This is a genomic window from Nocardia noduli, from assembly GCF_019038455.1.
Taxonomy (GTDB): domain Bacteria; phylum Actinomycetota; class Actinomycetes; order Mycobacteriales; family Mycobacteriaceae; genus Nocardia; species Nocardia noduli.
The window spans coordinates 1-23099 of the sequence record NZ_JAFMPL010000068.1 but is presented as its reverse complement, the minus strand read 5'-3'; the positions used below and the strand labels follow the sequence as shown (position 1 = coordinate 23099).

General features: G+C 66.7%; 23 protein-coding genes. 10 read left to right on the top strand and 13 right to left on the bottom strand.

Annotated features, from left to right (window positions below; all coding sequences use genetic code 11):
• Positions 1-150 precede the first annotated feature (150 nt).
• Positions 151-2901 (top strand): FAD-binding and (Fe-S)-binding domain-containing protein, encoded by a 2751-nt coding sequence (locus JZ792_RS27945; RefSeq protein WP_216915030.1) that lies wholly within the window; start codon positions 151-153, stop codon positions 2899-2901.
• A gap of 435 nt (positions 2902-3336) precedes the next feature.
• Positions 3337-4284: a DNA-3-methyladenine glycosylase family protein gene (locus JZ792_RS27940; RefSeq protein ID WP_308165489.1), complete on the top strand. Its 948-nt coding sequence runs from the start codon at positions 3337-3339 to the stop codon at positions 4282-4284.
• Positions 4285-4347: 63 nt separating this feature from the next.
• Here the strand turns inward: JZ792_RS27940 and JZ792_RS27935 are convergent, their stop codons facing one another.
• Together JZ792_RS27935 and JZ792_RS27930 are read right to left on the bottom strand one after the other, a co-directional pair.
• A complete protein-coding gene (locus tag JZ792_RS27935) occupies positions 4348-4554 on the bottom strand; it encodes a hypothetical protein (protein ID WP_109522992.1) in 207 nt (68 codons plus the stop codon).
• Entirely contained in the window at positions 4554-4877 is a 324-nt protein-coding gene (locus JZ792_RS27930) for a hypothetical protein (protein WP_254190459.1), read from the bottom strand. Before JZ792_RS27930 ends, JZ792_RS27935 begins: the two co-directional genes overlap by 1 nt.
• A gap of 653 nt (positions 4878-5530) precedes the next feature.
• On the opposite strand from JZ792_RS27930, the gene JZ792_RS27925 reads away from it, so the two are divergent.
• From JZ792_RS27925 to JZ792_RS27910, 4 genes are all read left to right on the top strand, one after another.
• Positions 5531-6376 (top strand): helix-turn-helix domain-containing protein, encoded by an 846-nt coding sequence (locus JZ792_RS27925; protein WP_254190464.1) that lies wholly within the window; start codon positions 5531-5533, stop codon positions 6374-6376.
• Entirely contained in the window at positions 6373-6579 is a 207-nt protein-coding gene (locus JZ792_RS27920) for a DUF397 domain-containing protein (protein ID WP_216914990.1), read from the top strand. Before JZ792_RS27925 ends, JZ792_RS27920 begins: the two co-directional genes overlap by 4 nt.
• A 34-nt stretch (positions 6580-6613) precedes the next feature.
• Positions 6614-6835: a DUF397 domain-containing protein gene (locus JZ792_RS27915; RefSeq protein WP_216914988.1), complete on the top strand. Its 222-nt coding sequence runs from the start codon at positions 6614-6616 to the stop codon at positions 6833-6835.
• 178 nt (positions 6836-7013) lie between these two features.
• Positions 7014-7151: a hypothetical protein gene (locus tag JZ792_RS27910; protein WP_232839452.1), complete on the top strand. Its 138-nt coding sequence runs from the start codon at positions 7014-7016 to the stop codon at positions 7149-7151.
• A 51-nt stretch (positions 7152-7202) separates the two neighbouring features.
• On the opposite strand, the gene JZ792_RS27905 is transcribed toward JZ792_RS27910, so the two are convergent.
• The 3 genes from JZ792_RS27905 to sdhC are packed head-to-tail and all read right to left on the bottom strand — an operon-like array spanning position 7203 to position 10786.
• Complete coding sequence (locus tag JZ792_RS27905; protein WP_216914986.1) at positions 7203-7949, bottom strand: succinate dehydrogenase/fumarate reductase iron-sulfur subunit; 747 nt, start codon at positions 7947-7949, stop codon at positions 7203-7205.
• A gap of 2 nt (positions 7950-7951) precedes the next feature.
• Entirely contained in the window at positions 7952-9892 is a 1941-nt protein-coding gene (locus JZ792_RS27900) for a fumarate reductase/succinate dehydrogenase flavoprotein subunit (protein ID WP_216914984.1), read from the bottom strand.
• Between the two features lie 45 nt (positions 9893-9937).
• Positions 9938-10786, bottom strand: a complete 849-nt coding sequence (sdhC, locus tag JZ792_RS27895; RefSeq protein WP_216914982.1) for a succinate dehydrogenase subunit SdhC — start codon at positions 10784-10786, stop codon at positions 9938-9940.
• A 460-nt stretch (positions 10787-11246) separates the two neighbouring features.
• Here sdhC and JZ792_RS27890 point away from each other — a divergent pair, with 460 nt between their 5' ends.
• Positions 11247-12464, top strand: a complete 1218-nt coding sequence (locus tag JZ792_RS27890; protein ID WP_216914980.1) for a thiolase family protein — start codon at positions 11247-11249, stop codon at positions 12462-12464.
• A gap of 54 nt (positions 12465-12518) precedes the next feature.
• On the opposite strand, the gene JZ792_RS27885 is transcribed toward JZ792_RS27890, so the two are convergent.
• The 4 genes from JZ792_RS27885 to JZ792_RS27870 form a co-directional block, all read right to left on the bottom strand.
• On the bottom strand, positions 12519-12806 hold the full coding sequence (locus tag JZ792_RS27885) for an Rv0250c family protein (RefSeq protein WP_216914978.1): 288 nt from the start codon (positions 12804-12806) through the stop codon (positions 12519-12521).
• A gap of 281 nt (positions 12807-13087) precedes the next feature.
• Complete coding sequence (locus tag JZ792_RS27880) at positions 13088-14053, bottom strand: alpha/beta fold hydrolase (RefSeq protein ID WP_216914976.1); 966 nt, start codon at positions 14051-14053, stop codon at positions 13088-13090.
• A 291-nt stretch (positions 14054-14344) separates the two neighbouring features.
• Complete coding sequence (locus JZ792_RS27875) at positions 14345-16309, bottom strand: acyl-CoA dehydrogenase family protein (protein ID WP_216914974.1); 1965 nt, start codon at positions 16307-16309, stop codon at positions 14345-14347.
• Between the two features lie 144 nt (positions 16310-16453).
• On the bottom strand, positions 16454-17635 hold the full coding sequence (locus JZ792_RS27870) for an ATP-binding protein (RefSeq protein ID WP_216914972.1): 1182 nt from the start codon (positions 17633-17635) through the stop codon (positions 16454-16456).
• Between the two features lie 162 nt (positions 17636-17797).
• Here JZ792_RS27870 and JZ792_RS27865 point away from each other — a divergent pair, with 162 nt between their 5' ends.
• The 3 genes from JZ792_RS27865 to JZ792_RS27855 all read left to right on the top strand — a co-directional run bounded on the left by JZ792_RS27865 (position 17798) and on the right by JZ792_RS27855 (position 19496).
• The gene (locus tag JZ792_RS27865) at positions 17798-18049 is read left to right on the top strand and encodes a hypothetical protein (protein WP_216914970.1); all 252 of its coding nucleotides are present in this window, start codon (positions 17798-17800) and stop codon (positions 18047-18049) included.
• A gap of 474 nt (positions 18050-18523) precedes the next feature.
• Positions 18524-19087: a C40 family peptidase gene (locus tag JZ792_RS27860; protein WP_254190458.1), complete on the top strand. Its 564-nt coding sequence runs from the start codon at positions 18524-18526 to the stop codon at positions 19085-19087.
• Between the two features lie 4 nt (positions 19088-19091).
• Entirely contained in the window at positions 19092-19496 is a 405-nt protein-coding gene (locus JZ792_RS27855; RefSeq protein WP_216914966.1) for an RNA-binding S4 domain-containing protein, read from the top strand.
• Here the strand turns inward: JZ792_RS27855 and JZ792_RS27850 are convergent.
• From JZ792_RS27850 to JZ792_RS27835, 4 genes are all read right to left on the bottom strand, one after another.
• Positions 19493-20635 carry a cation:proton antiporter gene (locus tag JZ792_RS27850; RefSeq protein WP_216914964.1) on the bottom strand — a complete coding sequence of 381 codons (1143 nt, stop codon included), beginning with the start codon at positions 20633-20635 and terminating at the stop codon, positions 19493-19495. The genes JZ792_RS27855 and JZ792_RS27850 overlap by 4 nt on opposite strands.
• The gene (locus JZ792_RS27845; protein WP_216915027.1) at positions 20632-21009 is read right to left on the bottom strand and encodes a hypothetical protein; all 378 of its coding nucleotides are present in this window, start codon (positions 21007-21009) and stop codon (positions 20632-20634) included. Before JZ792_RS27845 ends, JZ792_RS27850 begins: the two co-directional genes overlap by 4 nt.
• 66 nt (positions 21010-21075) lie before the next feature.
• Positions 21076-22803 carry a fatty acyl-AMP ligase gene (locus JZ792_RS27840; RefSeq protein ID WP_216914962.1) on the bottom strand — a complete coding sequence of 576 codons (1728 nt, stop codon included), beginning with the start codon at positions 22801-22803 and terminating at the stop codon, positions 21076-21078.
• Positions 22800-23099 (bottom strand): acyl carrier protein (locus tag JZ792_RS27835; protein ID WP_216914960.1); only part of this gene is annotated, 300 nt, incomplete at its 5' end. The genes JZ792_RS27840 and JZ792_RS27835, both read right to left, overlap by 4 nt.

The window sequence follows — 23099 nt, the reverse complement described above, 5'->3', positions numbered from 1 at the left end:
CCCGCCCATTCAACGCTCGGCCTCCGACATTAAGACCTCAACATAGGTTCAGAGCAAGCCGATTTCCCCGGTCGGAGCGGATTTCCGCCGACGGCGAAATCCACGCGGGCTGAACAGCGCGTTTAGGCTGGCAGGGTGATCGACGACGGGATGGTGCTGGCATTGCGCGGTCGTGTCGACGGCGAGGTGGATCTGTCCGCGCGCCGTCGCGCCGAATACTCGACCGACGCGTCGAACTATCGCGTGCTGCCCACGGCCGTCGTCTTCCCGCGCGCCGACGACGATGTCGCGGCCACCCTCGAATTCGCCCGCGACAACGGGCTCACCGTCACCGCGCGTGGCGGCGGAACCTCGGTGGCGGGCAATGCGATCGGCCCCGGGCTCGTCCTGGATTTCAGCAGATATATGCGCCGCATCCTCGAGGTCGATCCCCAGCGGCGGCTGGCGCGGGTCCAGCCGGGGGTGGTGCTGTCGGATCTGCAACGGCTGGCCCGCCCGCACGGTCTGCGATTCGGTCCCGATCCCTCCACCCAGAACCGCTGCACACTCGGCGGCATGATCGGCAACAACGCCTGCGGGCCGCACGCCGTCGCCTGGGGACGCACCTCCGACAATGTCGCCGAACTGCGGATACTCGACGGCACCGGCGCGGCGCGAACCCTCGGGTGCGATCCGTCGGCGGTTCCCGGTCTCCCGGAGTTCACCCGTGCCAACCTGGCGGTCCTCCGCACCGATCTCGGTCGTTTCGATCGGCAGGCGTCGGGCTACGGACTGGAACATCTACTGCCCGAACGCGGTTCGGCGGTCGCGAAATCCTTCGTCGGGACCGAGGGCACCTGCGGACTGCTGCTGGAGGCGACCGTCGAACTGGCGCCGGTACCCGCCGCCACGGTGCTGACGGTGCTCGGCTATCCCGGAATCGCCGCTGCCGCCGACGATGTCGCGGCGGTGATGGCCTGCGCCCCGATCGCGGTCGAAGGGATCGACGCGCGACTCGTCGACGTGGTGCGCGCCCGCCACGGCAGCGTGCCCGAACTTCCGCGCGGCGGCGGTTGGCTTTTCGTCGAGACGGCGGGTGATTCCGAGGCGCAGGCATTGGCGGCGGCACGCGCGCTGGTCCGCGCGGTCGACGCGCTGGACTCGCGCATCGTCACCGATCCCGTGGAGGCGGCGGCACTCTGGCGGATCCGGGCAGATGGCGCTGGGCTGGCCGGGCGCACACCCGACGGGCGTCCGGCTTGGCCGGGGTGGGAGGACGCGGCGGTACCCCCCGAACGGCTCGGTGACTACCTGCGGGATTTCGCCGACCTCACCGCGGCGCACGACGTCGACGGGTTGCTGTACGGCCATATCGGTGACGGCTGCATCCACGTCCGTCTCGACCTGCCGATCGTCGGCGCGCCGCAACGGTTCCGCGCCTTCCTCTTCGACGCGGCCGAACTGGTCGTACGCTACGGCGGCTCGCTATCGGGCGAACACGGTGACGGGCGGGCGCGTTCGGAACTACTCGAGGTCATGTACTCCCGCGAGGTGCTCGACGTATTCGCCGGTTACAAGGCACTTTTCGATCCCGGGAATCTGTTGAACCCGGGTGTCCTCGTCGATCCACGCCCGGTCGACGCCGACCTGCGTGCGGCGGGACTCCCGCGAATCCCGCTCGCGGGCTTCGCCTTCCCCGAGGACGACGGCGATTTCGGCACGGCCGTGCACCGCTGCGTCGGCGTCGGGAAATGCCGGGCCGAGGGCGGATTCATGTGCCCGTCGTATCAGGCGACCGCCGACGAGAAGGACAGCACCAGGGGCCGGGCGCGGGTGCTCCAGGAGGTGGCGCGCGGCGCGCTCGACTGGACGTCGGAGGCGGTCGCCGAATCGCTGGATCTGTGCCTGGCCTGCAAGGCGTGCGGGACCGACTGTCCGGCGGGCGTCGATGTCGCGACGTATAAATCGGAAGCGCTGTACCGCCGCTACCGGCGACGTCCTCGGCCCGTCGACCACTACACGCTGGGGTGGTTGCCCCGGTGGTTGCGAGTCGCGACCCGGGTACCCCGCCTGGCGAACGCGCTCGCGCGATCCGACCGCCTGCGTCGCACCGGTTTGCGGGCAGCGGGGATGGACCCGCGACGGGCGGTCCCGGTTCTCGCCGAACGCAGCTTCCGCCGGATATGGCGGGCGCGGCGACCGGCCGAGCGCGCGACCGGCCCCGAGGTCATGCTCTGGATCGATACCTTCACCGATGCCTTCGATCCGCAGATCGCGCTGGCCGCCGTGCGGCTGGTGGAATCGCTCGGCTACCGGGTCGTGGTGCCGCGCGCGCGGGTGTGCTGCGGACTGACCTGGATCAGCACCGGGCAGTTGGACGGTGCGCGCGCTCGGCTGCGCGCGACCCTCGACGCCGTCGACGAGCATGTCCGCGCGGGAGGACTCGTGGTCGGGCTGGAACCCTCGTGCACGGCGGTGCTACGCGCGGATCTGCCGCAACTGCTGCCCGAGGATCCGCGCGCGCGGGCGACGGCGGCCGCCGTGCGCACCATGGCCGAATTCCTCGGTGACCATCCCGACTGGCGACCGCCGGTGCGTTCGGACCGGTCGGTCGTGGTGCAACCGCATTGCCATCAGCATGCCGTGTTGGGCTTCGAAGCCGATCGCCGAATATTAGCCGCAATGCAGGTAGAGGTGCTCGAGATCACCGGATGCTGTGGTCTTGCCGGAAATTTCGGTATGCAGTCCGGCCATTACGACATCTCTGTCGCGGTGGCCGAGAATGGTCTGCTGCCCGCTGTGCGAAGTGCGGGATCGGAATCGATACTCCTCGCGGACGGATTCTCCTGCCGCACCCAGGCGGCGCAACTCACCGCCCGCGAAAGCCGTCACATGGTCGAGTTCCTCACGGAAGAAGCATGATTCGGCTTCGGGTGGCGGATTCCAGTACTGCCGCGCTGAAATGCTTGCGCGTGCGGGTATCGCCTCAGCTGCCGGACGGGAACATGCCGGGCGGAATCTGGTAACCCGAGCTACCGGCGAATACGCCGCCCCAGGCGTTGAGAAGCGCATTGAGAAGATTTGTGATCATATCGCCCTTCCATCGCGGCTATTGCTGCATGTTCGCTGATTCTAAGGAATCGTCGAAAGAATTATCGCGTGATGAAATTGGCGTGTTACAGACGGCGCAGATCAGCGATTATGTCGAATACCTATCGCGACATATCCGGTGAATCCGGCGGGAACGATGCCGACGCTCGCGACGCCCCGACGCGGTGGGTGATCTGGTGACCCGATGTCCTCGGGAGAACGCCGGGTCGACGCCGATCGCGGTGACGAGGCGAGCACAATGGTGCGGTGCGCGAATCGACGGCAATCCCGGACACGAGCCACCCCGGCCCGTCCCGGACGGTGATCGCGGACCGGCCGATCGATCTCGATCCGACGCTCGCCCCGCTGCGTCGAGGCACCGGCGACCCTTGCCACCGCGTGACCGCCGACGGCGCGCACTGGCACGCGTCGCGCATGCCGTCCGGCCCCGTGACCTACCGATTGGTCCAAGCCGGTCCGTGCGGGGTGGACGCCCGGGCCTGGGGTCCGGGCGCCGTCGAATTTCTCGACGGGCTCGAGCACATGCTCTGCCTGGACGAAGATGTCTCCGAATTCGCCCCCGAACACCCGAAACTCGCCGACGCGCACCGCCGCTTCCCCGGTCTGCGCATGCTGCGGACGGGCCTGGTCTTCGAAGCCCTGGTACCCGCGGTACTCGAACAGAAGGTGCATACGATCTCGGCGCGCGCCTCGTGGCGGACCCTCGTGCGGAAATTCGGCACCCCCGCGCCCGGTCCCGCCCCGGCCGGCCTACTGCTCCCTCCCGACGCGCAGACCTGGCGTCGGATTCCGTCGTGGACATTCCACAAGGCCAATGTCGGTCCGGAACGGGCCCGGACCATCGTCGCCGCCGCCCGCGTCGCGGATTCGCTCGAACGCACCGCCGTCCGGAGTCCGGCCGAGGCCGCGCGCATGCTGCGGACCCTCCCCGGTATCGGGGTCTGGACGGCGGCCGAGACGGCCCAGCGCGCCTACGGTGACGCGGACGCTCTCTCGGTCGGTGACTACCACCTGGCTGCCATCGTCGGATGGACGTTGATCGGGCGTCCCATCGACGACGCCGCGATGATCGAATACCTCGAACCCCTTCGCCCCCACCGCTACCGCGCCATTCGGCTGCTGGAGATCAGCGGCTACGCGCACAAACCCAAATTCGGCCCCCGCACCCCACTGACCGATCACACCTGGCATTGACCTGCGCCGACTCGATCCGTCCTGCGCGTAGGGGCCGCGGTGGTGCGGCCCCGCGCAGCCTGTTCAGAGCGGAAGCGCCCTTTCGTCGAGGACGCATTTGCCGGATTCGACCAGAGTGGTGCGGGCGCGACGTCGGACCATGCAGCGGTCGACCGTGCAATCCAGGTGCAATTGCATTGCCGCGTGGGCCTGTTCATCGGTCATCACGCCGGGATCGCGTCCGCAGGTGAGGAACGAGGTGACGGGCATATTGAAGTTCGGCAGTTGCATCACGCCACCTCCGCCGGGATGTAGGTCGAATGCGATGTCGGGTAGGTACCGCGCGGGTGCGGCAGTTCGTCCCACGGCGCCTGGTGAATGGCCATGCCCACGGCTTCCAACGCGGTGAGGCCGACCTGATCGGCCAGCTCGCCGACCGAGTCGAGTAGGTCCGGCACAACCTCGGCAACCTTCAGGGCGGACACGGCCTGCGCGCACGTCAGTGTGCGCCCGGGTAGGTAGGAGACCACCCAGCGCTCGTGCCCGACGCTGCGAGCGCGGTGCGGGGTCGAATCGCTGGTCATCAACGACGACGCAATGACATGTACAGCCATGACTCCTCGTTCCTGCGTGTGAGTCCCGCGGCGCTCGTGACGCGCCCGGAGACGTCGACCCCGCGTGATCGAGCGGATCGCGCGGGGCCTCCGTCATCGAATTCGGTGCGTGCCCGGAGGTTTCACAGGGGGGAGGGGACCGTCTGATCGGCTCCGGGCACACATCCAGCACACCACCGTGAGCCCGCTCGGATCGGGTGTCTGCCGATATCCGAAAATTTTCGAGCGAAACCCCAGCACGAAAACCGGTGGGGAGGGCAGGATTCTCCATGGTGGATGAAGTTGCTCTCGGCCGAAGTTGCTGACGCGGATACCGCCGCCGCGGAGGCGGCCGACCAGCCGGGCCGTGACTTTCGAGAGTCCGATCGTCCTCGAGAATGCCGTAACTCTCGAGAGCCCGATCATCCTCGAGAATGCTGTAACTCTCGAGAGCCCGATCATCCTCGAGAATTTGTTGCCCAAGCGAAGTGACGACGAAACCGAGCTCGTGGGACCGTGGTGCCGTCGTTTCGCGCGAGTCCGAGCACAGAACGGAGCGTGCTGTGTCAGCGAGTTCGGCAGAAACCTCGGCACATTCGGAACGAGTCACCGGAGGCGGGCATCGCTCGCATACCGGCGCCGACAACGCCGCCTCCACCCTACCGCGCCGCCAGCTGGGCAGATACCTACGCGATTGGCGCACCCAGGCCGGACTGACCATCGCCGAGGCGTCGCGCCTGATGGAATGGGGCGCGAGCACGTTGCAGCGGCTGGAAAAAGGCCAGGCCGACCGTATTCGGACCATCGATATCCAGGAGCTGTGCCGGATCTACGGGATGCCCGACGAACTCGTCGACGGTCTCAAGGGACTGGCCCAGCAAGCGGCGGTGAAGAGCTGGTGGCACGCGTACGGCGACCTGATCCCCGAAAACTTCGACGTATACGTGGGTCTGGAAGCTTCCGCGCAGAAATTGACGTCCTATCAGTCCGAATTGGTGCTCGGTTTACTACAGACCGCTGAGTATGCTCGGGCCCTGAATCATCTTGGCTACCCGGATGATACGGAAGACGAGATCGAACGCAGGGTCGCGCTGCGCATGCAGCGCCAAGCGCTCATCACCCGCAGGGTCGCGCCGGCCACGGTCGACGTGGTCCTGCACGAGTCGGTGCTGCACCGGGTGGTCGGTGGCGCGAAAGTGATGGCGGCGCAGCTACGACACCTTGCTGATTTCAGCACACGGGACAATGTCGGCCTGCGTATCCTGCCGTTCGCGGCCGGTGTCCCGCTCGGAGTCTCCACCGGACCGTTCACGGTTCTGGAATTCGGAACCGACAGCAAGGGACACCCGGTGGAGCCGCCTGTGGTGTACGCGGAGGGTTTCACCGGGGATCTCTATCTCGAAAGACACGCCGATGTGCGGCGGTACGACCGGGCACACGAGTGTCTTCAGCGTCATGCGCTCGATATTCAACCCAGTAGACACCTGCTACGGCAGGTCGCGAAGGAGTATGTGGCATGAGTTTCGATCTGGTCGGCGCGCGGTGGTTCAAGAGCACCCGCAGCGGTGCGGGCAAGGATTGCGTCGAGGTGGCTTTCCTCGACGCGGACCATGTCGGCGTGCGCGACAGCAAGAATCCGGGCGGCGGGGCCCTGGTCTTCACCCCGCGCGAATGGGACGCGTTCACCGCCCGGGTGACCGGTGGCGTCTTCGATCGTTCGTGAATCCGGTCTCCCCGGTACGGAAGGAATTGGGCAGATGAGCATCAACGGCCGCACGAACGTCGATCTCGACGGCGCCACCTGGCTGAAAGCGGGTGACAGTCCCGGTCGCGACAGCGTGGAGGTGGCGTTGCTAGCCGACGGACACGTCGGGCTGCGCAACGGCAAGGACCCCGACGGTCACGTGCTGGTGTTCACCCCCGGTGAGTGGGCCGCCTTCACGGCCGGAGTGCAGGACGGCGAGTTCGACCGCCCCTGATTCGACGGAACCCGGGCGGCGTAGGGAGTCGCCGTCCGGGGGACGAAAGATCACGAAACAGCGCAGATTCGACAACGAACGGGCGTTTATCGCGGCCGTGGTCGGGTAGCCCAATCATGTGGACCGAGGGTTAAAGAATGCCCCGCCCCGGTACAAGAAACTTCGGCCTGGCGATTGGGTGGAATGGCTGATCGTCGCGCTGCTGTTCGCGGTGTCATCGATCGGCGTCTACGTGCTCACCAGCTCGTTGTTGCCGGCGTTGTTCGTCGGGGTGCTGGTGTGGGTGGTCGCCATCGGTGTAGTGGCGATGTTGTGAATGGGTGCGCCGACCGGCCGGGCTGTGAAACCCGGCCGGTTGTCGTACATCTCAGCGGCGGAAGAGTTTGTTGCCGAGCCAGACCAGGGGGTCGTACTTCTGGTCGGCGACGCGCTCCTTGAGTGGGATCAACGCGTTATCGGTGATCGCGATATGTTCCGGGCATACCTCGGTGCAGCATTTGGTGATATTGCAGAAACCGAGCCCCTGCTCGTCCTGGGCCAGATCGCGACGGTCGGCGACATCGAGGGGATGCATTTCCAGTTCCGCGATGCGCATGAGGAAACGCGGCCCGGCGAAGGCTTCCTTGTTCTCGTCGTGATCGCGCACCACGTGACAGGTGTTCTGGCACAGGAAGCATTCGATGCATTTGCGGAATTCCTGCGAGCGCTCCACATCGACCTGTTTCATCCGGTAGTCGCCCGGTTTCAGATCGTCGGGGGGTGTGAAAGACGGTATCTCCCTGGCCTTCTGGTAGTTGAAGGAGACATCGGTCACGAGATCCCTGATCACCGGGAAGGTGCGCATCGGCGTCACGGTGACCAGTTCGTCCGGCTGGAAGGTCGACATCCGCGTCATGCACAGCAGCCGCGGTCGCCCGTTCACCTCCGCCGAACAGGAACCGCATTTGCCCGCCTTACAGTTCCATCGCACGGCGAGATCCGGTGTCTGGGTGGCCTGTAGCCGGTGGATGATGTCGAGGACCACTTCGCCCTCGTTCACCTCGACGGTGAAATCCTGTAGTTCGCCACCATCTTCGTCACCGCGCCACACGCGGAATTTGGCGTCGTAACCCATCGTTACGCCTCACCTTCCGTGGCAGAGACCGAACCGGACGGGTGTGTCGCGAGTTCGGCGGGGTTGTAGTACTTCTCCAGTTCGGACAGATCGAACAGCGCGAGCAGATCCTCGCGCATCGGAGTCTGATCCTCCGGGGTGACCCGCACCGACGGCACCGTTTCGGCGGCTTCGGCCGGGTCGATGGAACAGACGAGCAACTTGTTGCGCCAGACCGGATCCATCCCGGGGAAATCGTCGCGGGTGTGTCCGCCCCGGCTCTCGGTGCGCAGCAGCGCGGCCTGGGCGACGCAATCGCTGACGAGCAGCATGTTCCGCAGATCCAGGGCGAGGTGCCAGCCCGGATTGAACTGCCGGTGTCCCTCGACCTGCACGCCCGCGAAACGTTGCCGCAGTTCGGCGAGCCGCTCGATGGCCCGGTGCAGTTCGTGGTCCTTGCGGATGATGCCGACCAGGTCGTTCATCGCCTGTTGCAGATCGGTGTGCAGGGTGTACGGATTCTCGCCCGCGCCGCCCGGGGGCGGATCGAACGGTGCGACCGCGTCGCGCGCGGCCCGGTCGACATCGGCGTCGGCGACCGCGGGCCGTGCGGGCAGTCCCTCGACGTAGGTGGCGGCGCCGAGTCCGGCCCGCCTGCCGAAGACCAGCAGGTCCGACAGCGAATTGCCGCCGAGACGATTGGAACCGTGCATACCGCCGGAACATTCGCCCGCCGCGAAGAGGCCGGGCACGGTGGCCGCCCCGGTATCCGGCGCGACCTCGATACCGCCCATCACGTAGTGACAGGTCGGACCGACTTCCATCGGCTCCTTCGTGATGTCGACATCGGCCAGTTCCTTGAACTGGTGGTACATCGACGGCAGCCGCCTGCGGATCTCCTCGGCGGGCAACCGCGAGGCGATATCGAGGTAGACGCCGCCGTGTTCGGTGCCGCGCCCCTCCTTCACCTCGGAGTTGATGGCGCGGGCCACTTCGTCACGTGGCAGTAGATCGGGGGTGCGCCGGGCCGAGTCGTTATCCTTCAGCCACTGGTCGGCCTCGGTCTCGGTCTCCGCGTACTGCCCCTTGAACACCGTGGGGATGTACTCGAACATGAACCGCTTGCCCTCGGTGTTCTTGAGCACCCCACCGTCACCGCGTACGCCCTCGGTGACCAGGATCCCCTTCACGCTGGGCGGCCAGACCATGCCGGTCGGATGGAATTGCAGGAATTCCATATTGATCAACGTGGCACCCGCGCGCAGCGCGAGGGCGTGACCGTCGCCGGTGTACTCCCAGGAATTGGAGGTCACCTTGTAGGACTTGCCGATACCGCCGGTCGCCAGCACCACGGCGGGGGTTTCGAACAGGATGAATTTGCCCGATTCCCGCCAGTAGCCGAACGCGCCGGAGATCCGGTCGCCGTCCTTGAGCAGTTCGGTGATGGTGCATTCGGCGAAAACCTTGATGCGCGACTCGTAATCACCGGATTCGGCGAAATCCTCCTGTTGCAGCGAGACGATCTTCTGCTGCATGGTGCGGATGATCTCGAGTCCGGTCCGGTCGCCGACGTGCGCGAGGCGCGGGTAGGTGTGGCCGCCGAAATTGCGCTGGCTGATGCGGCCGTCCGCGGTCCGGTCGAAGAGCGCGCCGTAGGTCTCCAGTTCCCAGACCCGGTCCGGCGCCTCCTGCGCGTGTAGTTCGGCCATGCGCCAGTTGTTGAGGAATTTGCCACCGCGCATGGTGTCCTTGAAATGGGTTTGCCAATTGTCCTTCTCGTTGGCGTTTCCCATCGACGCGGCGCAGCCGCCCTCGGCCATCACGGTATGCGCCTTGCCGAACAGGGATTTGCACACCACCGCGACCGAAAGGCCGTGTTCTCTCGCTTCGATCACCGCGCGCAGTCCGGCGCCTCCGGCACCGATGACGACGACGTCGTATTTGTGCCGTTCCACTTCTGGCATTGCCGCGAACTCTCCTCTGACTTCTTGGTTACTGGCGGGCGCGGGTCAGTTGATGAACCGCAGGTCCGAAATCGTGTCGCTGGCAACCAACATCACGTAGAAGTCGGTGAGCACGAGCGTGCCGAGCGTGGTCCACGCCAGCGCCATATGGCGGGTGTTGAGTTTGGAGACCTGGGTCCAGAACCAGTACCGCACCGGATGCGCGGAGAAATTCTTGAGTTTGCCGCCCATGATGTGCCTGCACGAATGGCAGGACACGGTGTAGGCCCAGAGCAGGATGACGTTGACGAGCAGGACGATATTGCCGAGTCCGAATCCGAATCCGCCGGTCTTGCCGTGGAACGCGGAGATGGCGTCGTAGGTGTTGATCAGCGAGACGACGACCGCGACGTAGAAGAAGTAGCGATGCGCGTTCTGGATGATCAGCGGCAGTTTGGTCTCGCCGGTGTAGCGCGCGTGCGGTTCGGCGACGGCGCACGCGGGCGGGGAGAACCAGACCGCGCGGTAGTAGGCCTTGCGGTAGTAGTAGCAGGTGAGCCGGAATCCGAGCAGGAACGGCAGCACCACGAAGCCGAGCGGCAGGATGACGGGGAGATCGCCGAACGGGGTGCCGAAATGCGAGGACCCCGGTTCGCACGAGGTGCTCAGGCACGGTGAGTAGAACGGCGTCAGGTAGTGGTACTCGGCCACCCAATACGCCGTCCGCACATACGATCTGATCGTCGCGTAGATGACGAAGGCGCCGAGTCCGACGGCGGTGACCAGGGGCGGGATCCACCATCGGTCGGTGCGCAGGGTGCGCTCGGAGATGCGGGCGCGGGTCTTTCCGAAGACGCCGGTTCCCGGCCGTGGGGCTTCGGGAGTGGCGGGGGTGGCTGTCGGTGCGGCACTCACAGGTGGATGCCTCGCTGATCTGCTGTGCGGGTGGTCATCATTCCCTCCGCGATCGAATGTGATGCTGAGCACCATACGACACGTGCGCTATCGATTGAGCGGGGTCTTGCGAATCCTGGCGGGCCGTGCCACCTATGATTTACGCCACATGGACCGATCCGCGAATACCCGCCCGCGACGTGGTGGACGAACGCGACATTTCGAACTCGACTAAAACAGAACATGTTTCGAGCGACCCCGGCGAAAACGGAACCGGGAGTCCGATTTTCCGGTTGCGGAGCGTCACACGACCGCAACAATTTCGTGGTCCCATTTCCTTGAGTTTTACCTTTGACGTGCACCGATGCCCGTCACGCCGCGGCGTGGACGAGGGTGGGCACGCCCGATGCCCGCGTTTGCCGGGAGCCGCGGAAGCGCCGCAGTTCGGACCCTGCCTTCGGCCGGGGAAGGAGTCACCAAGATGAGAAGAGCCGCGATCGTGGCACCGGTTCGGACACCGAGTGGCGTCGAAGGTGGAGCGCTGACCGGGATGCCGCCCGATTGGCTGGCCACGACAGTGCTTTCCGCGGTGATCGAACGTTCGGGAATCGATCCGTGGCGTATCGAAGATGTGGCGATGGCCTGTGTCGACGGCGGCGTTGTCGGTGCGCCCGAGCTGAGCAGGCTCGCCGCGCGCGGCGCGGGACTGCCCTTCGCGGTGCCGGGATTTCTCACCGATCGGCGCAGCGGCAGCGGACTCCAGGCGGTGATCACCGCGGCCATGATGGTGCAGACCGGGGCCGCCGACGTCGTGGTCGCGGGTGGCGTGGAATGCGCCGCCGACCCGTTCGCCGTCGATTCGGTACGCACGGTGGAATTGGCCAACGCCGAGGAGATCGCGCGCCACTACGGCATCCGGCGCTCCGAGGCCGACGAATTCGCCGTCGCGAGCCACCGCAAGGCCGCTCGCGCGTGGCGGCAGGGCATGTTCGCGGCGGAGGTGATCCCGGTCGGCGTGACCGCCCAGCCTCCGGGGTGGAGCGAACCGGGATTCGACACCGCGGGTCATCGGATCCTGCGTGACGAGGGCGTGCGCGACGATGTGTCGACCCATACCCTCGGGGCGCTGCGCCCGCTGCTGTCCGACGGTGTCGTCACCGTGGGGAATATGAGTTCGCATCGGCACGGCGCGTCCGGCTGCCTGGTGGTCGCGGAGGATCGGCTCGAAGAACTCGGCCTGACGCCGATGGCGTTCCTCGTCGGCTGGGCCGCGGCCGGATGCGACGCGGACTCCGCGACCCTTGGCGCCGCGCCCGCGGTCGCGAAACTGCTCGGCCACACCGGTTTCACCCTCGACGAGATAGACCTGATCGAGGTCAACGAGGGTTTCGCGGTGGAAGTACTCGCCTTGGCGATGGAATGGGATCTCGATCCGCGTGATCGCCTGAACGTGAACGGCTCGTCCATCGCGCTCGGGCACCCCGTCGGGGCGACCGGCCTGCGGATCATGACGACGATGCTGCACGAATTGTCCCGTATCGAGGGACGTTACGGCCTGGAGGCCATCGCGCTCGGCCGCGACCACGGCATCGCCGCGTTGTTCGAATCGGCGGAGGTGAGCCCGGTCGTCGAGACGCCGCGCGGCGCGCGGTTCCATGGCATCCGGCCCTCGCGCAGGCCCGGTAGACACCGGGCCTGAGTCCGTGACGACGTGCGCCGGGACGACGGGCGCTGCGCGTCGCCCGTCACGCCGCTACTTGGTGCGGGGTCTGGAGTGGAATCCCAGACCTTCGTCCTGGGCGCCCATCCAGGCGGCTTCGTCGGATTTGCTGTCGGGCACGTAAATCTTGTCCTGGGGCCTATGCGAAACCTCCGGCGGCGGGGACTGCTCGAACTCATCGGCATCGATGGCGAGGCGCTCGAGGTCGTTCTCCAGCCTGCGCACGGTCTTCGCGTCTCCGTAGTGGGAGCGCAGTGCGCCGATCGATTGCCGGAGCTGGCCGACCGCGTAGCGTAGTTCAGCGATATCGCTGCGTGTCATCGTTACCTCCTGTGTTCCTTGGCGGATATGCGATCCCGGCCATATCCGCCCGGATCAGGGATCTGCCCTGGGCGCACTACACCGAGTCGTGTGACCCACCACACAACGTGATCTACAACACAGTACAGAAAGAATCGGGTTCAGGCTCGTGTCCGGCACAACCCGATATTTGCTCGAATGTTGCCTCCTTCGTCGGGGGCCTTGTCGACCAGCCTGCGCGCACCTTCCGCGTCTCGCAACCGGGCGACCCGCCGGGGCAGGTCATACGGGACGAAAACGGCTCAGCCCGCCGCGGCGTATTCGGGTCCGGGATCGGTCATCGCGGTGGACACCCGCGCGACCAGTGCGACGATCGAGAGCGCGACCTCCTCCGCCCTTTCCAGGATGACGCTGTGGCCCGCGCCGTCGAGCCGGACCAGTTCGGACCTCGCCAATTGCGAAGCGAGGACCACCGAGTGGGCGTAGGGCACGACGATATCGGCCGAGCCCGCGAGCACCAGTGCGGGAATCTCGCCGAGACGATGCAGTGTCGCGGTCTCGTCGAAGGTCATCAGCGAGGTCAGGAAAGTCGCCATCGTGAGCAAGGGCGTGTCGTTGAGCATGGCCGTGGCGACCGCGGCCATGCGGGGATTCACCTTCCTGGTGCCGAACTGGGCCTCGCGGACGATCGGTTCGAAGAGTCGGCGGGTCATCCGCTTGGACACCTGCATCACCCGCGGCGCGCGGACCACCGCGGTCTGGAGTGTGCTCACCGCGTAGCGGTGCAGGAAACGTCCGAGTCCCACCTCGGTGACGCCGTTGGCCGCGCCCGCGATCAACGCGATCCCGACGACCCTGGCGCCGATCGCCTCGGGGAACAGGCGCGCGTAGGCGAGTGTCACCATCGCGCCCATCGAATGTCCGACCAGGATCACCGGTCCGGCCGGCGCGATCGCGCGCAGGACGGCGTCCAGATCGTGGCCGAGCTGGTCGATGGTGTACGTCGACGGGTCCGCCAGGCCGGAGTCGCCGTGACCGCGGTGGTCGTAGAACACCATCCTGGTGTCGCGGCCCCACTGCTTCAGCAGGTGATCACGCAGGTAGGACCAGGATTCGGCGCGCAGGCAATGTCCGTGCACGAAGACGACGGTGGCTGCCGCGTCGTCGTCGCCGAAGAGGCGAACCGAGATCGGGACGCCGTCGTCGGCCGTGACGGTGACGCGATGACCATCGGGATCGGCGGCCCGGCGGGCGATAGTCGTGGACATGATGTCTCCTGTCGCGATGAACCCTTGGACGGAGCGTTCTTGCCCGGTTGTCGGTGTGGATTTCCGTTGCGTTAGCTGCCTATACCAGGCGTTATGCACACGTTGCGCAACCGACGCACGCGGTCGATCCCGGCGTGGCGGCACCCCGCTTCTCGGGCTGTCTACGAATCGGTAGTCAGGACACTAGATTTCTCTAGATTCTCCGATAGGCGAACGGGCAGGCGGTCGGAACGCCGCCGGAACTTTTCCGTTGCCGTCTATCGGAGAATCGAGCGGATCCCCTAGAAATAGCTAGATTGTGGAATCGGCTTCCGATGAGCCGGTATTCGCCAGGAAGGGACGGAGCAGATTCGGTTCCGTCGACGGTCCGGTCTGCCATTCCGCGATCCACGGGCCCGTCCCCTCGCTCGGATCGAAGATGCCGTCCTCCAGCCAGGTGTATCGACCGTCGAGGACGCCATGCGCGACGGCGCGGTCATCGTCGTCGGTGTTGTCCCACAGCGCGTCGAACAGGGCGCGGACCCGAAGGCGGGATTGGCGGCAGAACGCGTCGGCCAGTTCGGCGGCGGCGGTCGCGTCGGGAGAGCCCGCCGAGCGCTGGGATTCGGCGCGTACGCATACCGCCGACATCGCGAACAGTTCGGCGGCGATATCGACGATGCGGCCGAGGAAATTCTGTCGATATTCCAAACCGGCCTGCCAGCGCGCCATGGCGTACATCAGGGCGCGCGCCTGTTTGCGGGAACTGCGTTCGACGAACCGCAGATGCCGTGCGAGCGGCCCGAATTCACCGTATCCGGCCGGTACGGTACCCGCGCCCACCGCCAGCTGCGGGAACCATTTGGCGTAGAAACCGCCCGCGCCGACCGCGGCTTTGGCCTTGTCCTTGAACTGGGCGTCGCGCTCGACGAGCGCGCCGGCCGCCGCCATGTGCGCATCGGCCATTTCGCGGGCGACGAGCAGTCGCATGATCTCGCTCGACCCCTCGAATATGCGATTGATGCGCAGATCGCGCACCATCTGTTCGGCGGCGACGGCGCGTTCGCCACGTGCCGCCAGCGAGGCCGCGGTCTCGTAGCCGCGTCCGCCGCGGATCTGGACGAGTTCGTCGGCGATGCGACAGCTCATCTCGCTCGCCCACAGTTTGGCCAGCGCCGCTTCGATGCGAATGTCGTTGCGTCCTTCGTCGCACATGGTCGCGGACAGGTCGAGCACCGCTTCCAGGGCGTAGGTGGTCGCGGCGATATAGGAGATCTTCTCGGCGACCGCGGCGTGCTCGCCGACCGGCCTGCCCCATTGCACCCGCGCCGCGCTCCACTGTCTGGAGATCGTGAGCGACCATTTCGCCGCCGCTGTGCACATCGCGGGTATGGCGAGTCGGCCCGCGTTCAACGTGGTGAGCGCGATCTTGAGACCGTCGCCCTCGCGTCCGATCAGATTGGCCTTCGGCACCCGGACCCGGTGCATCCGCGTGACGCCGTTCTCGATGCCGCGCAGACCCATGAACGCGTTGCGCCGTTCGACCGTGATGCCCGGGCTGTTCGCTTCGACCACGAAGGCGGAGATGCCGCCGCGATGCCCTTCGCTCTTGGGTACGCGGGCCATCACGACCAGCAGTTCCGCGACGACGCCGTTGGTGGTCCACAGCTTCACGCCGTCGAGTTCGTAGGCTTCGCCGTCCTCGGTCGGTGTCGCGGTACTGGCCATCCTGGCCGGGTCGGAGCCGACGTCGGGTTCGGTGAGCAGGAACGCGCTCACCGCGCCCGCCGCGCAGCGGGGCAGGAATTCGGCCTTCTGTTCGTCGGTGCCCGCCAGTTTCAGCGGTTCGGGCACGCCGATGGACTGGTGGGCGGAGAGCAGTACGCCGAGGCTGGGGTGAGCGCAGCCGACCAGCATCAGCGCACGGTTGTAGCCGACCTGGGAGAGTCCCTGTCCGCCATACGATTCGGGGATCTTCAACCCGAAGCAGCCGAGTTCGGCCAGACCTTTCACGTATTCGTCGGGGATACGTCCCTGTTCCTCGATCACCGCGCCGTCGATGGATTCGCAGAACGGGCGCAGCCGCGCCAGGTAGGCGGCGGTTTTCGCGGCATCCGCCGCGTCGGGGTGCGGGTACGGGTGGATCAGGTCGAGTCGGAACCGTCCGAGGAACATCTCCTTGGCGAAGGAGGGTTTGGCCCAGCTCGTTTCGCGAGACTCCTCGACAAGTGCGCGTGCCTGTTCTTCGGTGGCGTTGACCTTCGCCGCTGTCGTCATGGTCTCCTCCTCGAACGTGACGGGAATCACATTCGAGTGTAAGGAGAAAAGTTACCGGCTGGTAGGTGTTCGAGCGAATGTATCTCTAAACAAATCTATCGATCTTGGTAGATCGGCGAATATTCAGCGATCGTCCGCCGGATCTCACACGCTGCGCAGGTAGCGACCGAAATGCGGCACGGTGAAACCGATGGTTCCCCGCTCGGCCGAATAGATGAGCCCCTTCTTGATCAGGCCGTCGCGCGCGGGCGACAGCGACGCCGGTTTGCGGCCGAGCTCGGTCGCCACGGCGGCGGTCGCCACCGGACCCTCGTCGCCGGACAGATCGGCCATCGCGCGCATGTACTCCCGTTCCGCCGGGGTCGCCCGTTCATAGCGGGATCCGAAGAAGCCGACCGCCAATTCCTCTTCCGCGGAGGGCGAGGCCAGTTCGACATCCTCGGCGGTGATGGGACTCTCCGGTGCCTGATCCCAGGCCGCTTTCCCGTACGCCTGGACGAAATATGGGTAGCCATCAGCCTTTTCGTAGAGCACATCGAGTGCGCCCTCGGTGAATTTCACCTCTTCGCGCTGGGCGGGAGCGATGAGCGCCTGATTCGCCGACTCCCGGTCGAGTCGATCGATACGGTGATAGCTGAAAAGGCGCTCGGAATAACTCTTCGACGCGGACAGTACGGCGGGCAGATGCGGCAGACCCGCGCCGACGACGATCAACGGCGCGGCGTCCTGGCTCAGTTCGTGGCACGCGCCGCAGATCGCGGAGATGTCGGCGGGCCCGAGATCCTGCATCTCGTCGATGAATATCGCGATGCCGACCCCGACGTCGCCCGCGAGCCCGGCGGCCTCCTTGAGCAGTTCGACCAGGTCGATCTCGATATCGCCGGAATCGGCGCGACCGGAGACGGCGGGTACGTCGATACCGGGCTGCCAGCGTTCCCTCATGCCCTTGTCGGCGGTGGCACGCAACGCGAATGCCTTGAGGATGCCGAGGAAATCGTCGACGCGTTCGGGGTTGCGGTGCGTCATCGCGATCGCGCGCGCGGCCATGTGCAGCGCGGAGGACAGCGGCCTGCGCAATTCCTGATCCGGACGGGCTTCGATCTTTCCCGTGCCCCAGTTGCGCGAGACGGCGGCCGAACGAAGTTGGTTGAGCAGCACCGTCTTTCCGACGCCGCGCAATCCGGTGAGCATGACGCTGCGTTCGGGCCTGCCTCGGGCGACGCGTTCGAGCACGATGTTGAAGGCGGTGAGCTGTTTGTCGCGCCCGGCGAGTTCGGGTGGGCGCTGTCCGGCTCCGGGAGCATACGGATTCCGCACGGGGTCCATACCCCGACACCGTAGCGCTTCGGGTCACCGAAATCTCGATGAATCTGGGGCAGTCTAGGGCGTTCCATAGAAAGCGGTATTTCGCGCTTTGTCATTGCGGGGGAACTCTCTACGCTTATCGCGTTCGGAGGCAGGGTCGGCGGCTGGGACGAAAGGGGCGTCATGTCCGAGGATGGTCACGTGCTCGCCGAGGTCGTCGCCTCGTGGCCGGTGCCGCCGGACGCGGAGGAGGCGGGCCGGATCCGGTCGAACATTCTCGTCGCGATCGAGCAGGGGTTCGACGATCCACAGTTGGTCGCCGATCTCGCGGTCGGACCGCTGGTGGTAGCGCTCGGCGAACTGGAGGTCGGCCTCGCCGACGCGCGCCGCAGAATCGCCGAACTCGAGCGTGCGCTGGCCGAGCGGGACGGTTGATCTCACATCCCGATAACCCTGGCTCGCAGTCGATATCGAATCGTGACCTGGCCTGAGCTGCACGGGAGCCGCAGCGTGTCCAGCGATTTCTCGCCAACCCCCGAAAACCCTGGTCTGTGCGCTGGACAACATCGCGTCCGCGTCGTAATCTTCTCGTGACTTAGTGGAGTCTGTCGCTTCGCAAGAGAAACGGCGCCACTGGGTTACCGCCTAATCGGCTGTCGGGGCCTCGCAACTCCGGCTGCCGTGCCGGGAACCACAGGTTAGTTACTGGGGTGAGTCCGCAACGGTCCTCGGACCAGCGCGGTAGGGCCGATCCGCTCGGCACGAACCCGCAGTCGACCCGGTCGGCGGGAAAGTAGGAAAGATCGGAGACTCAGGTCGGTGGGTAAACACAGTTTGCAGCGGGAATCTCGGATGCCGAATTCCGTCAAAGGTGCGCTCGTTCTAGGCGCAGTGGCCGCGACAGGTGCGATGCCCGCTATCCCCGCGATGGCAGCCACCATCAACGTCCCCGGCCTCGGAGATTTCGACGTTCCCGTCCCGCAGGAGTACGAGAGCTCGGTCCAGCAGCTCAACCAGCAGCTGTCGCAGGCTCTCTCCCAGCAGCCCGCGATCCCGCAGGGCGCCTTCGGCACACTGCCCGCGGTTCCGCAGGGCGGACTCCAGTTCCCGAACCTCATGGAAGACCACTCCCCGGCCGCGAAGGCGCTCGACGCCGCTCGGTCGAAGGTGGGTGCCCAGTACTCCTGGGGCGCCGCGGGCCCGGTCAGCTTCGACTGCTCCGGTCTCGTGCAGTGGGCTTTCCGCCAGGCCGGTGTCGAACTGCCGCGCACCAGCTTCGAGCAGTCGCATGTCGGCGCTCCCGTCGCTTTCCAGAACTTGCAGCCCGGTGACATCGTGATCACCAACGGCGGCGGCCACGTCGGCATCTACGCCGGCGACGGCAAGTTGCTCAATGCCGTCCAGTCGGGTACCCCGGTGTCCTACACCCACCTCGACGCCGACGATGTAGTCACCGCCCGCCGCGTCGTATAAGGGGTTGCCCCCCGCCGAGCAGGCTGCCCCGTCCCAGGCCCGCGTCGATTCGTGGACCTGGTCGGTGCGCCTGTTCAAGACGAGATCCGCCGCGGCCGAGGCATGCCGGGGCGGTCACGTTCGCGTCAACGGTGCCACGGCGAAACCCGCCCAGCCGGTACGCCTCGGCGACGAGGTCCGGATCCGCGCGGGTGGTGTCGAGCGCATCGTGATCGTGGAACGTGTCGTCACCAAACGCGTCAGCGCGCCCATCGCCGCGCAATGCCTGATCGACCGCAGTCCGCCACCACCTCCGCGAGAGGTTCTCGCGACCATGCCGCGTCGTGATCGCGGCAGCGGCAGACCTACGAAGCGCGAACGTCGCGAAACCGACCGTCTCCTCGGCCGCGACGATCCACCGCAGGACTAGGTTTCGGCTGTATCGCCCGTGCGAGAGGCGATACGGCTCGCCGCGATTGCCGCGACACCCACGGTCACCAGCGCACCGAGCATGATGGCCGAGGATTCCCCCGGCACCAACACGTGCAACTGTCCGCCGACGGTCACCGCCGCGACCGGCACTCCGATCTGTGCCGCCGACAAGGCCGCGAACCAGGCCGGTTGTCCGGTGCATCGATTCACCAGGTGTACCGCGACAGCTCCGGCGCCCAAGACGATCCCGAGCCCGATGAGCGACGGCCGTTCCGCGAATTCGCGCAGATTCAGCCGCGCGCCGAGCCAGACGAAGAACATGGGCGCGAGGAAACCGTCGTTGATCGCGAAGAGTTGCCGTGCGACCCGGCGGGGCTCGCCGACGCCCGCCACCGCGAGTCCGGCCGCGAAACCGGCCAGCATGATCGAGACGTGCGTCTGTGTCGCCACCGCGCACAGCGCGAACAGCAGCACCAGGCTGACCCGCAGCTCGATCGCGAACCCCCTGTCCTCCGACAATCGGTGCACCCGCCGCCGCGTACCCGACGACTCCAGTCGGCGCAGGACCAGGAACATCACGAACGCGCAGGCCGCCACCGCGACAGCCCCGACGGCGGCCCGCCCCGCGTTGCCGGGGTCGATCACCAGCGGCAGCGCGACGACGCACGCGGTATCGGCGATCGCCACCTGCGCGGTCAGTGCCAGGACCGCCGATCCAGTCGCGCCCGCGGCGTCGATGATCGGCAGGACCAGCGCGGCCGAAGACGAGGCGAGCAGCACCGCGTAGATCGCCCCGTTTCCGGTGTCGAAGAGTTCGGCGATCCCGAAACCCGCGGCGGCGGAAAGCAATCCGACGATCGCGGCCCGCATCGCGCCGATGCCGATGGCCGATCGGACCCGTGGATCACGTACCGGCACGTGGGTGCCCGCCACGAACATCACGACCGCGAAACCCATGTCGGCCAGAAACGTGAAGATCGGATCCGAACTGTCGAGAGCGCCGAATCCGGTGGCGCCGAGAGTTATTCCGGCAGCCAACTCGCCCAGGATCACCGGTACGTGCCACGCGGTGCGCACCGCGAACAGCGGGCCGATCAGCCCGAGCGCGATGACGAGGGCGAGAGTGGAGAAGGTCACGGCATCGAGGCGATCTTGAGCGGAATGGCGATGTTCTCGTCGGCCCAGTGGATGGCGCACACGCGGTGGTAGCCGTCGGCGATCACCATCGCGACACCGCGTCGGAAATCACCGCGCACGACCAGGATCGGGGACAGCGCGGTGCCATTGTTGATCTTGATAAGATCGCGCCGGACATGGGGGTTGTCCGCCGAGAGCAGTTCGAGTCCGGCGGCTCGCAGAATGTCCTTGGCCTTCTTGCGAATGACGGGTGCCTCGCGCAGTCGGTCGACGACGGTCCGCACCACATCCGGTTCGCCGAGCAGTTCGAGATAGTCGGCCGCGGCGGGATAGTCGTGTTCCTCGGGCTTGCTCTTCCACTTCACGTCGACGATTTCGGTGGTCATATCTCATCATCGCCCCCGTGCCGACCCATCCCGGGGAAATCCGGCGGCGGCGCGTCAGCGCGGTGGCTGCCTGCCGACGACGGCCAGACTCGGCAGTCGCCCGGCACCGAACAGCGCGCGACAGTCACCGCGACGGATCTTGCCGCTGGAGGTCTTCGGTATCCGGCCCGGCTCGATGAGCAGCACCGTGCCCGCCATCACCTCGTGCACGGCGGCGACCGCGGTACGGATGCGGCGCGCGACGGCCACGGGATCCGTCGACGGCGGCAGCGCGGCGGTGTTCAATTCGGCGACGATCACGAGGTCCTCCCGGTCGCCGTCATCGTGGCCGAAGGCGGTGATATGCCCGGTACGCACCTCCGGGGCGGCGGCACCGGCCGTCGCCTCGATATCGGACGGGTAGTGGTTGCGCCCGTCGACGACGATCAGATCCTTGAGCCTGCCCGCGATATAGAGCTGGCCGTCGTGGCGGAATCCGAGATCGCCGGTACGCAACCAGCGCTCGGTCCCGCCGACGAGCGTGGCCCCGAAAACGTCGGCGGTCACCTCGGGTTTCCCGTGGTAGCCCGCGCCGACGTTCGCCCCCGACACCCAGATCTCGCCGATCTCGCCGTCGTCGCGCTCGACCCGCGACAGCGGATCGACGATCGCCACCCGCTGTCCCGCGGGAGCGCCGCAGCCGACCAACGTGAGTCCCGATTCCGGCGGCGTGTCCCCCGCCTGCGGTTCGGCTCGGCCCTCGGCCAGCGCGGCTCGGTCGAAACGCGGTGCCACGGGTTCGCGGTCCTGGCCGACGATGGACACCGACAGGGTGGCCTCGGCCAACCCGTAGCCGGGGGCGTGGGCGTGGTGCCGGAATCCGTACTCGGCGAAGGTCCGGGTGAACTCCGAAAGTACCTCGGCACGTACCGGTTCGGCCCCGTTGAGGAGAACGTCCAGCTCGGACAGATCGAGTCCGGCCCGTTCGCGCTCGGAGGTGCCCGATATCGCCAGGGACAGGCCGAAATTGGGGCTGCCCGTGGTACCCGCGCGGTACTCGTGGCAGGCGCGCAGCCAGCGGATCGGCCGTTTGACGAAATCGAGCGGAGCCAGCGTGACACCGTGCACCCCCGAATACAGCGGCAGCGCCAGTGCCAGCACCAGACCCATATCGTGGAAGAACGGCAGCCAGGAGACGATCGGTTTGTGGCCGGTGGCGGGCACGGCGTCGCGCAACTGGTCCACGGCGGTGGACAGATTGGCGTGCGTGATCCGCACGCCCGCAGGGATTTTCGTCGAACCGGAGGTGTATTGCAGATAGGCGATGTCGGCGGGCGGGTCGATCGTCGCGTCGGACAGTTCGGTCGATATCGCGATATCGGACGGTACGCGCACCAGCCGTCCGGCTGCCGCACCGAGGGCGGGGCCGGTCACCGTGTCGGTCGCGGAGACCAGGCCGACGGTGGGTTTCGCATCGGCGAGTACGTCGTCCAGGCGGGCGGTGTTGCGACTGCCCGTCACCGGGAACAGCGGAACCGCGATCCGTCCGCTGTAGAGGCAGGCCAGGAAGGCCACCACGTAGTCGAGCCCGTGACCGCACAGGATCGCCACCCGATCGCCGGGCGCGCTCTCGCGGCGCAGCAGCTGTGCCGCGAGGGCCGCCGCGCCGTGTAACCGGGCGTACGACACGGTGACCGGCGCGCACTCGGTTCCGCGATAGCGCAATTCGGTGAACGCGGGGTCGCCCGGCCGCGTTCGCGCCCATCGCGCGACGCGGGTGGCGAGAGTGTCGGCCGTCGTCACGACGCCTCTTCGGAATCGACCGCGGCGACCCGGTCGGACAGGGCCGCGCCGAGTGCGGCGACGGTCGGGTGCCGGAACAGTTCCGCGGTCGAGATGGCGATGCTCAGCCGGGTCTCCAGGGCCCTGCGTAATTCGATCGCGAGCAGCGAACTGAGGCCGAGATCGTTGAAATCGGCTGTCGGCGGAATCGATTCGGCCGGAATGCCGACGGTGGCGGCCACGATCCGGCGGATGGTCGCGATCAGCGGCTCCGGTGTGGCGGTGCCGGGCGGGGTCGGCTCCGGGTCGACGGGGTG

Bases quoted from the DNA above. Each gene is read 5' to 3' on its own strand.
- JZ792_RS27945 (WP_216915030.1), top strand. From the start codon at position 151: ATGGTGCTGGCATTGCGCGGTCGTGTCGACGGCGAGGTGGATCTGTCC.
- JZ792_RS27935 (WP_109522992.1), bottom strand. From the start codon at position 4,554: ATGCAACTGCCGAACTTCAATATGCCCGTCACCTCGTTCCTCACCTGC.
- JZ792_RS27930 (WP_254190459.1), bottom strand. From the start codon at position 4,877: ATGGCTGTACATGTCATTGCGTCGTCGTTGATGACCAGCGATTCGACC.
- JZ792_RS27920 (WP_216914990.1), top strand. From the start codon at position 6,373: ATGAGTTTCGATCTGGTCGGCGCGCGGTGGTTCAAGAGCACCCGCAGC.
- JZ792_RS27915 (WP_216914988.1), top strand. From the start codon at position 6,614: ATGAGCATCAACGGCCGCACGAACGTCGATCTCGACGGCGCCACCTGG.
- JZ792_RS27905 (WP_216914986.1), bottom strand. From the start codon at position 7,949: ATGGGTTACGACGCCAAATTCCGCGTGTGGCGCGGTGACGAAGATGGT.
- JZ792_RS27900 (WP_216914984.1), bottom strand. From the start codon at position 9,892: ATGCCAGAAGTGGAACGGCACAAATACGACGTCGTCGTCATCGGTGCC.
- JZ792_RS27890 (WP_216914980.1), top strand. From the start codon at position 11,247: ATGAGAAGAGCCGCGATCGTGGCACCGGTTCGGACACCGAGTGGCGTC.
- JZ792_RS27885 (WP_216914978.1), bottom strand. From the start codon at position 12,806: ATGACACGCAGCGATATCGCTGAACTACGCTACGCGGTCGGCCAGCTC.
- JZ792_RS27880 (WP_216914976.1), bottom strand. From the start codon at position 14,053: ATGTCCACGACTATCGCCCGCCGGGCCGCCGATCCCGATGGTCATCGC.
- JZ792_RS27875 (WP_216914974.1), bottom strand. From the start codon at position 16,309: ATGACGACAGCGGCGAAGGTCAACGCCACCGAAGAACAGGCACGCGCA.
- JZ792_RS27870 (WP_216914972.1), bottom strand. From the start codon at position 17,635: ATGGACCCCGTGCGGAATCCGTATGCTCCCGGAGCCGGACAGCGCCCA.
- JZ792_RS27865 (WP_216914970.1), top strand. From the start codon at position 17,798: ATGTCCGAGGATGGTCACGTGCTCGCCGAGGTCGTCGCCTCGTGGCCG.
- JZ792_RS27860 (WP_254190458.1), top strand. From the start codon at position 18,524: ATGCCCGCTATCCCCGCGATGGCAGCCACCATCAACGTCCCCGGCCTC.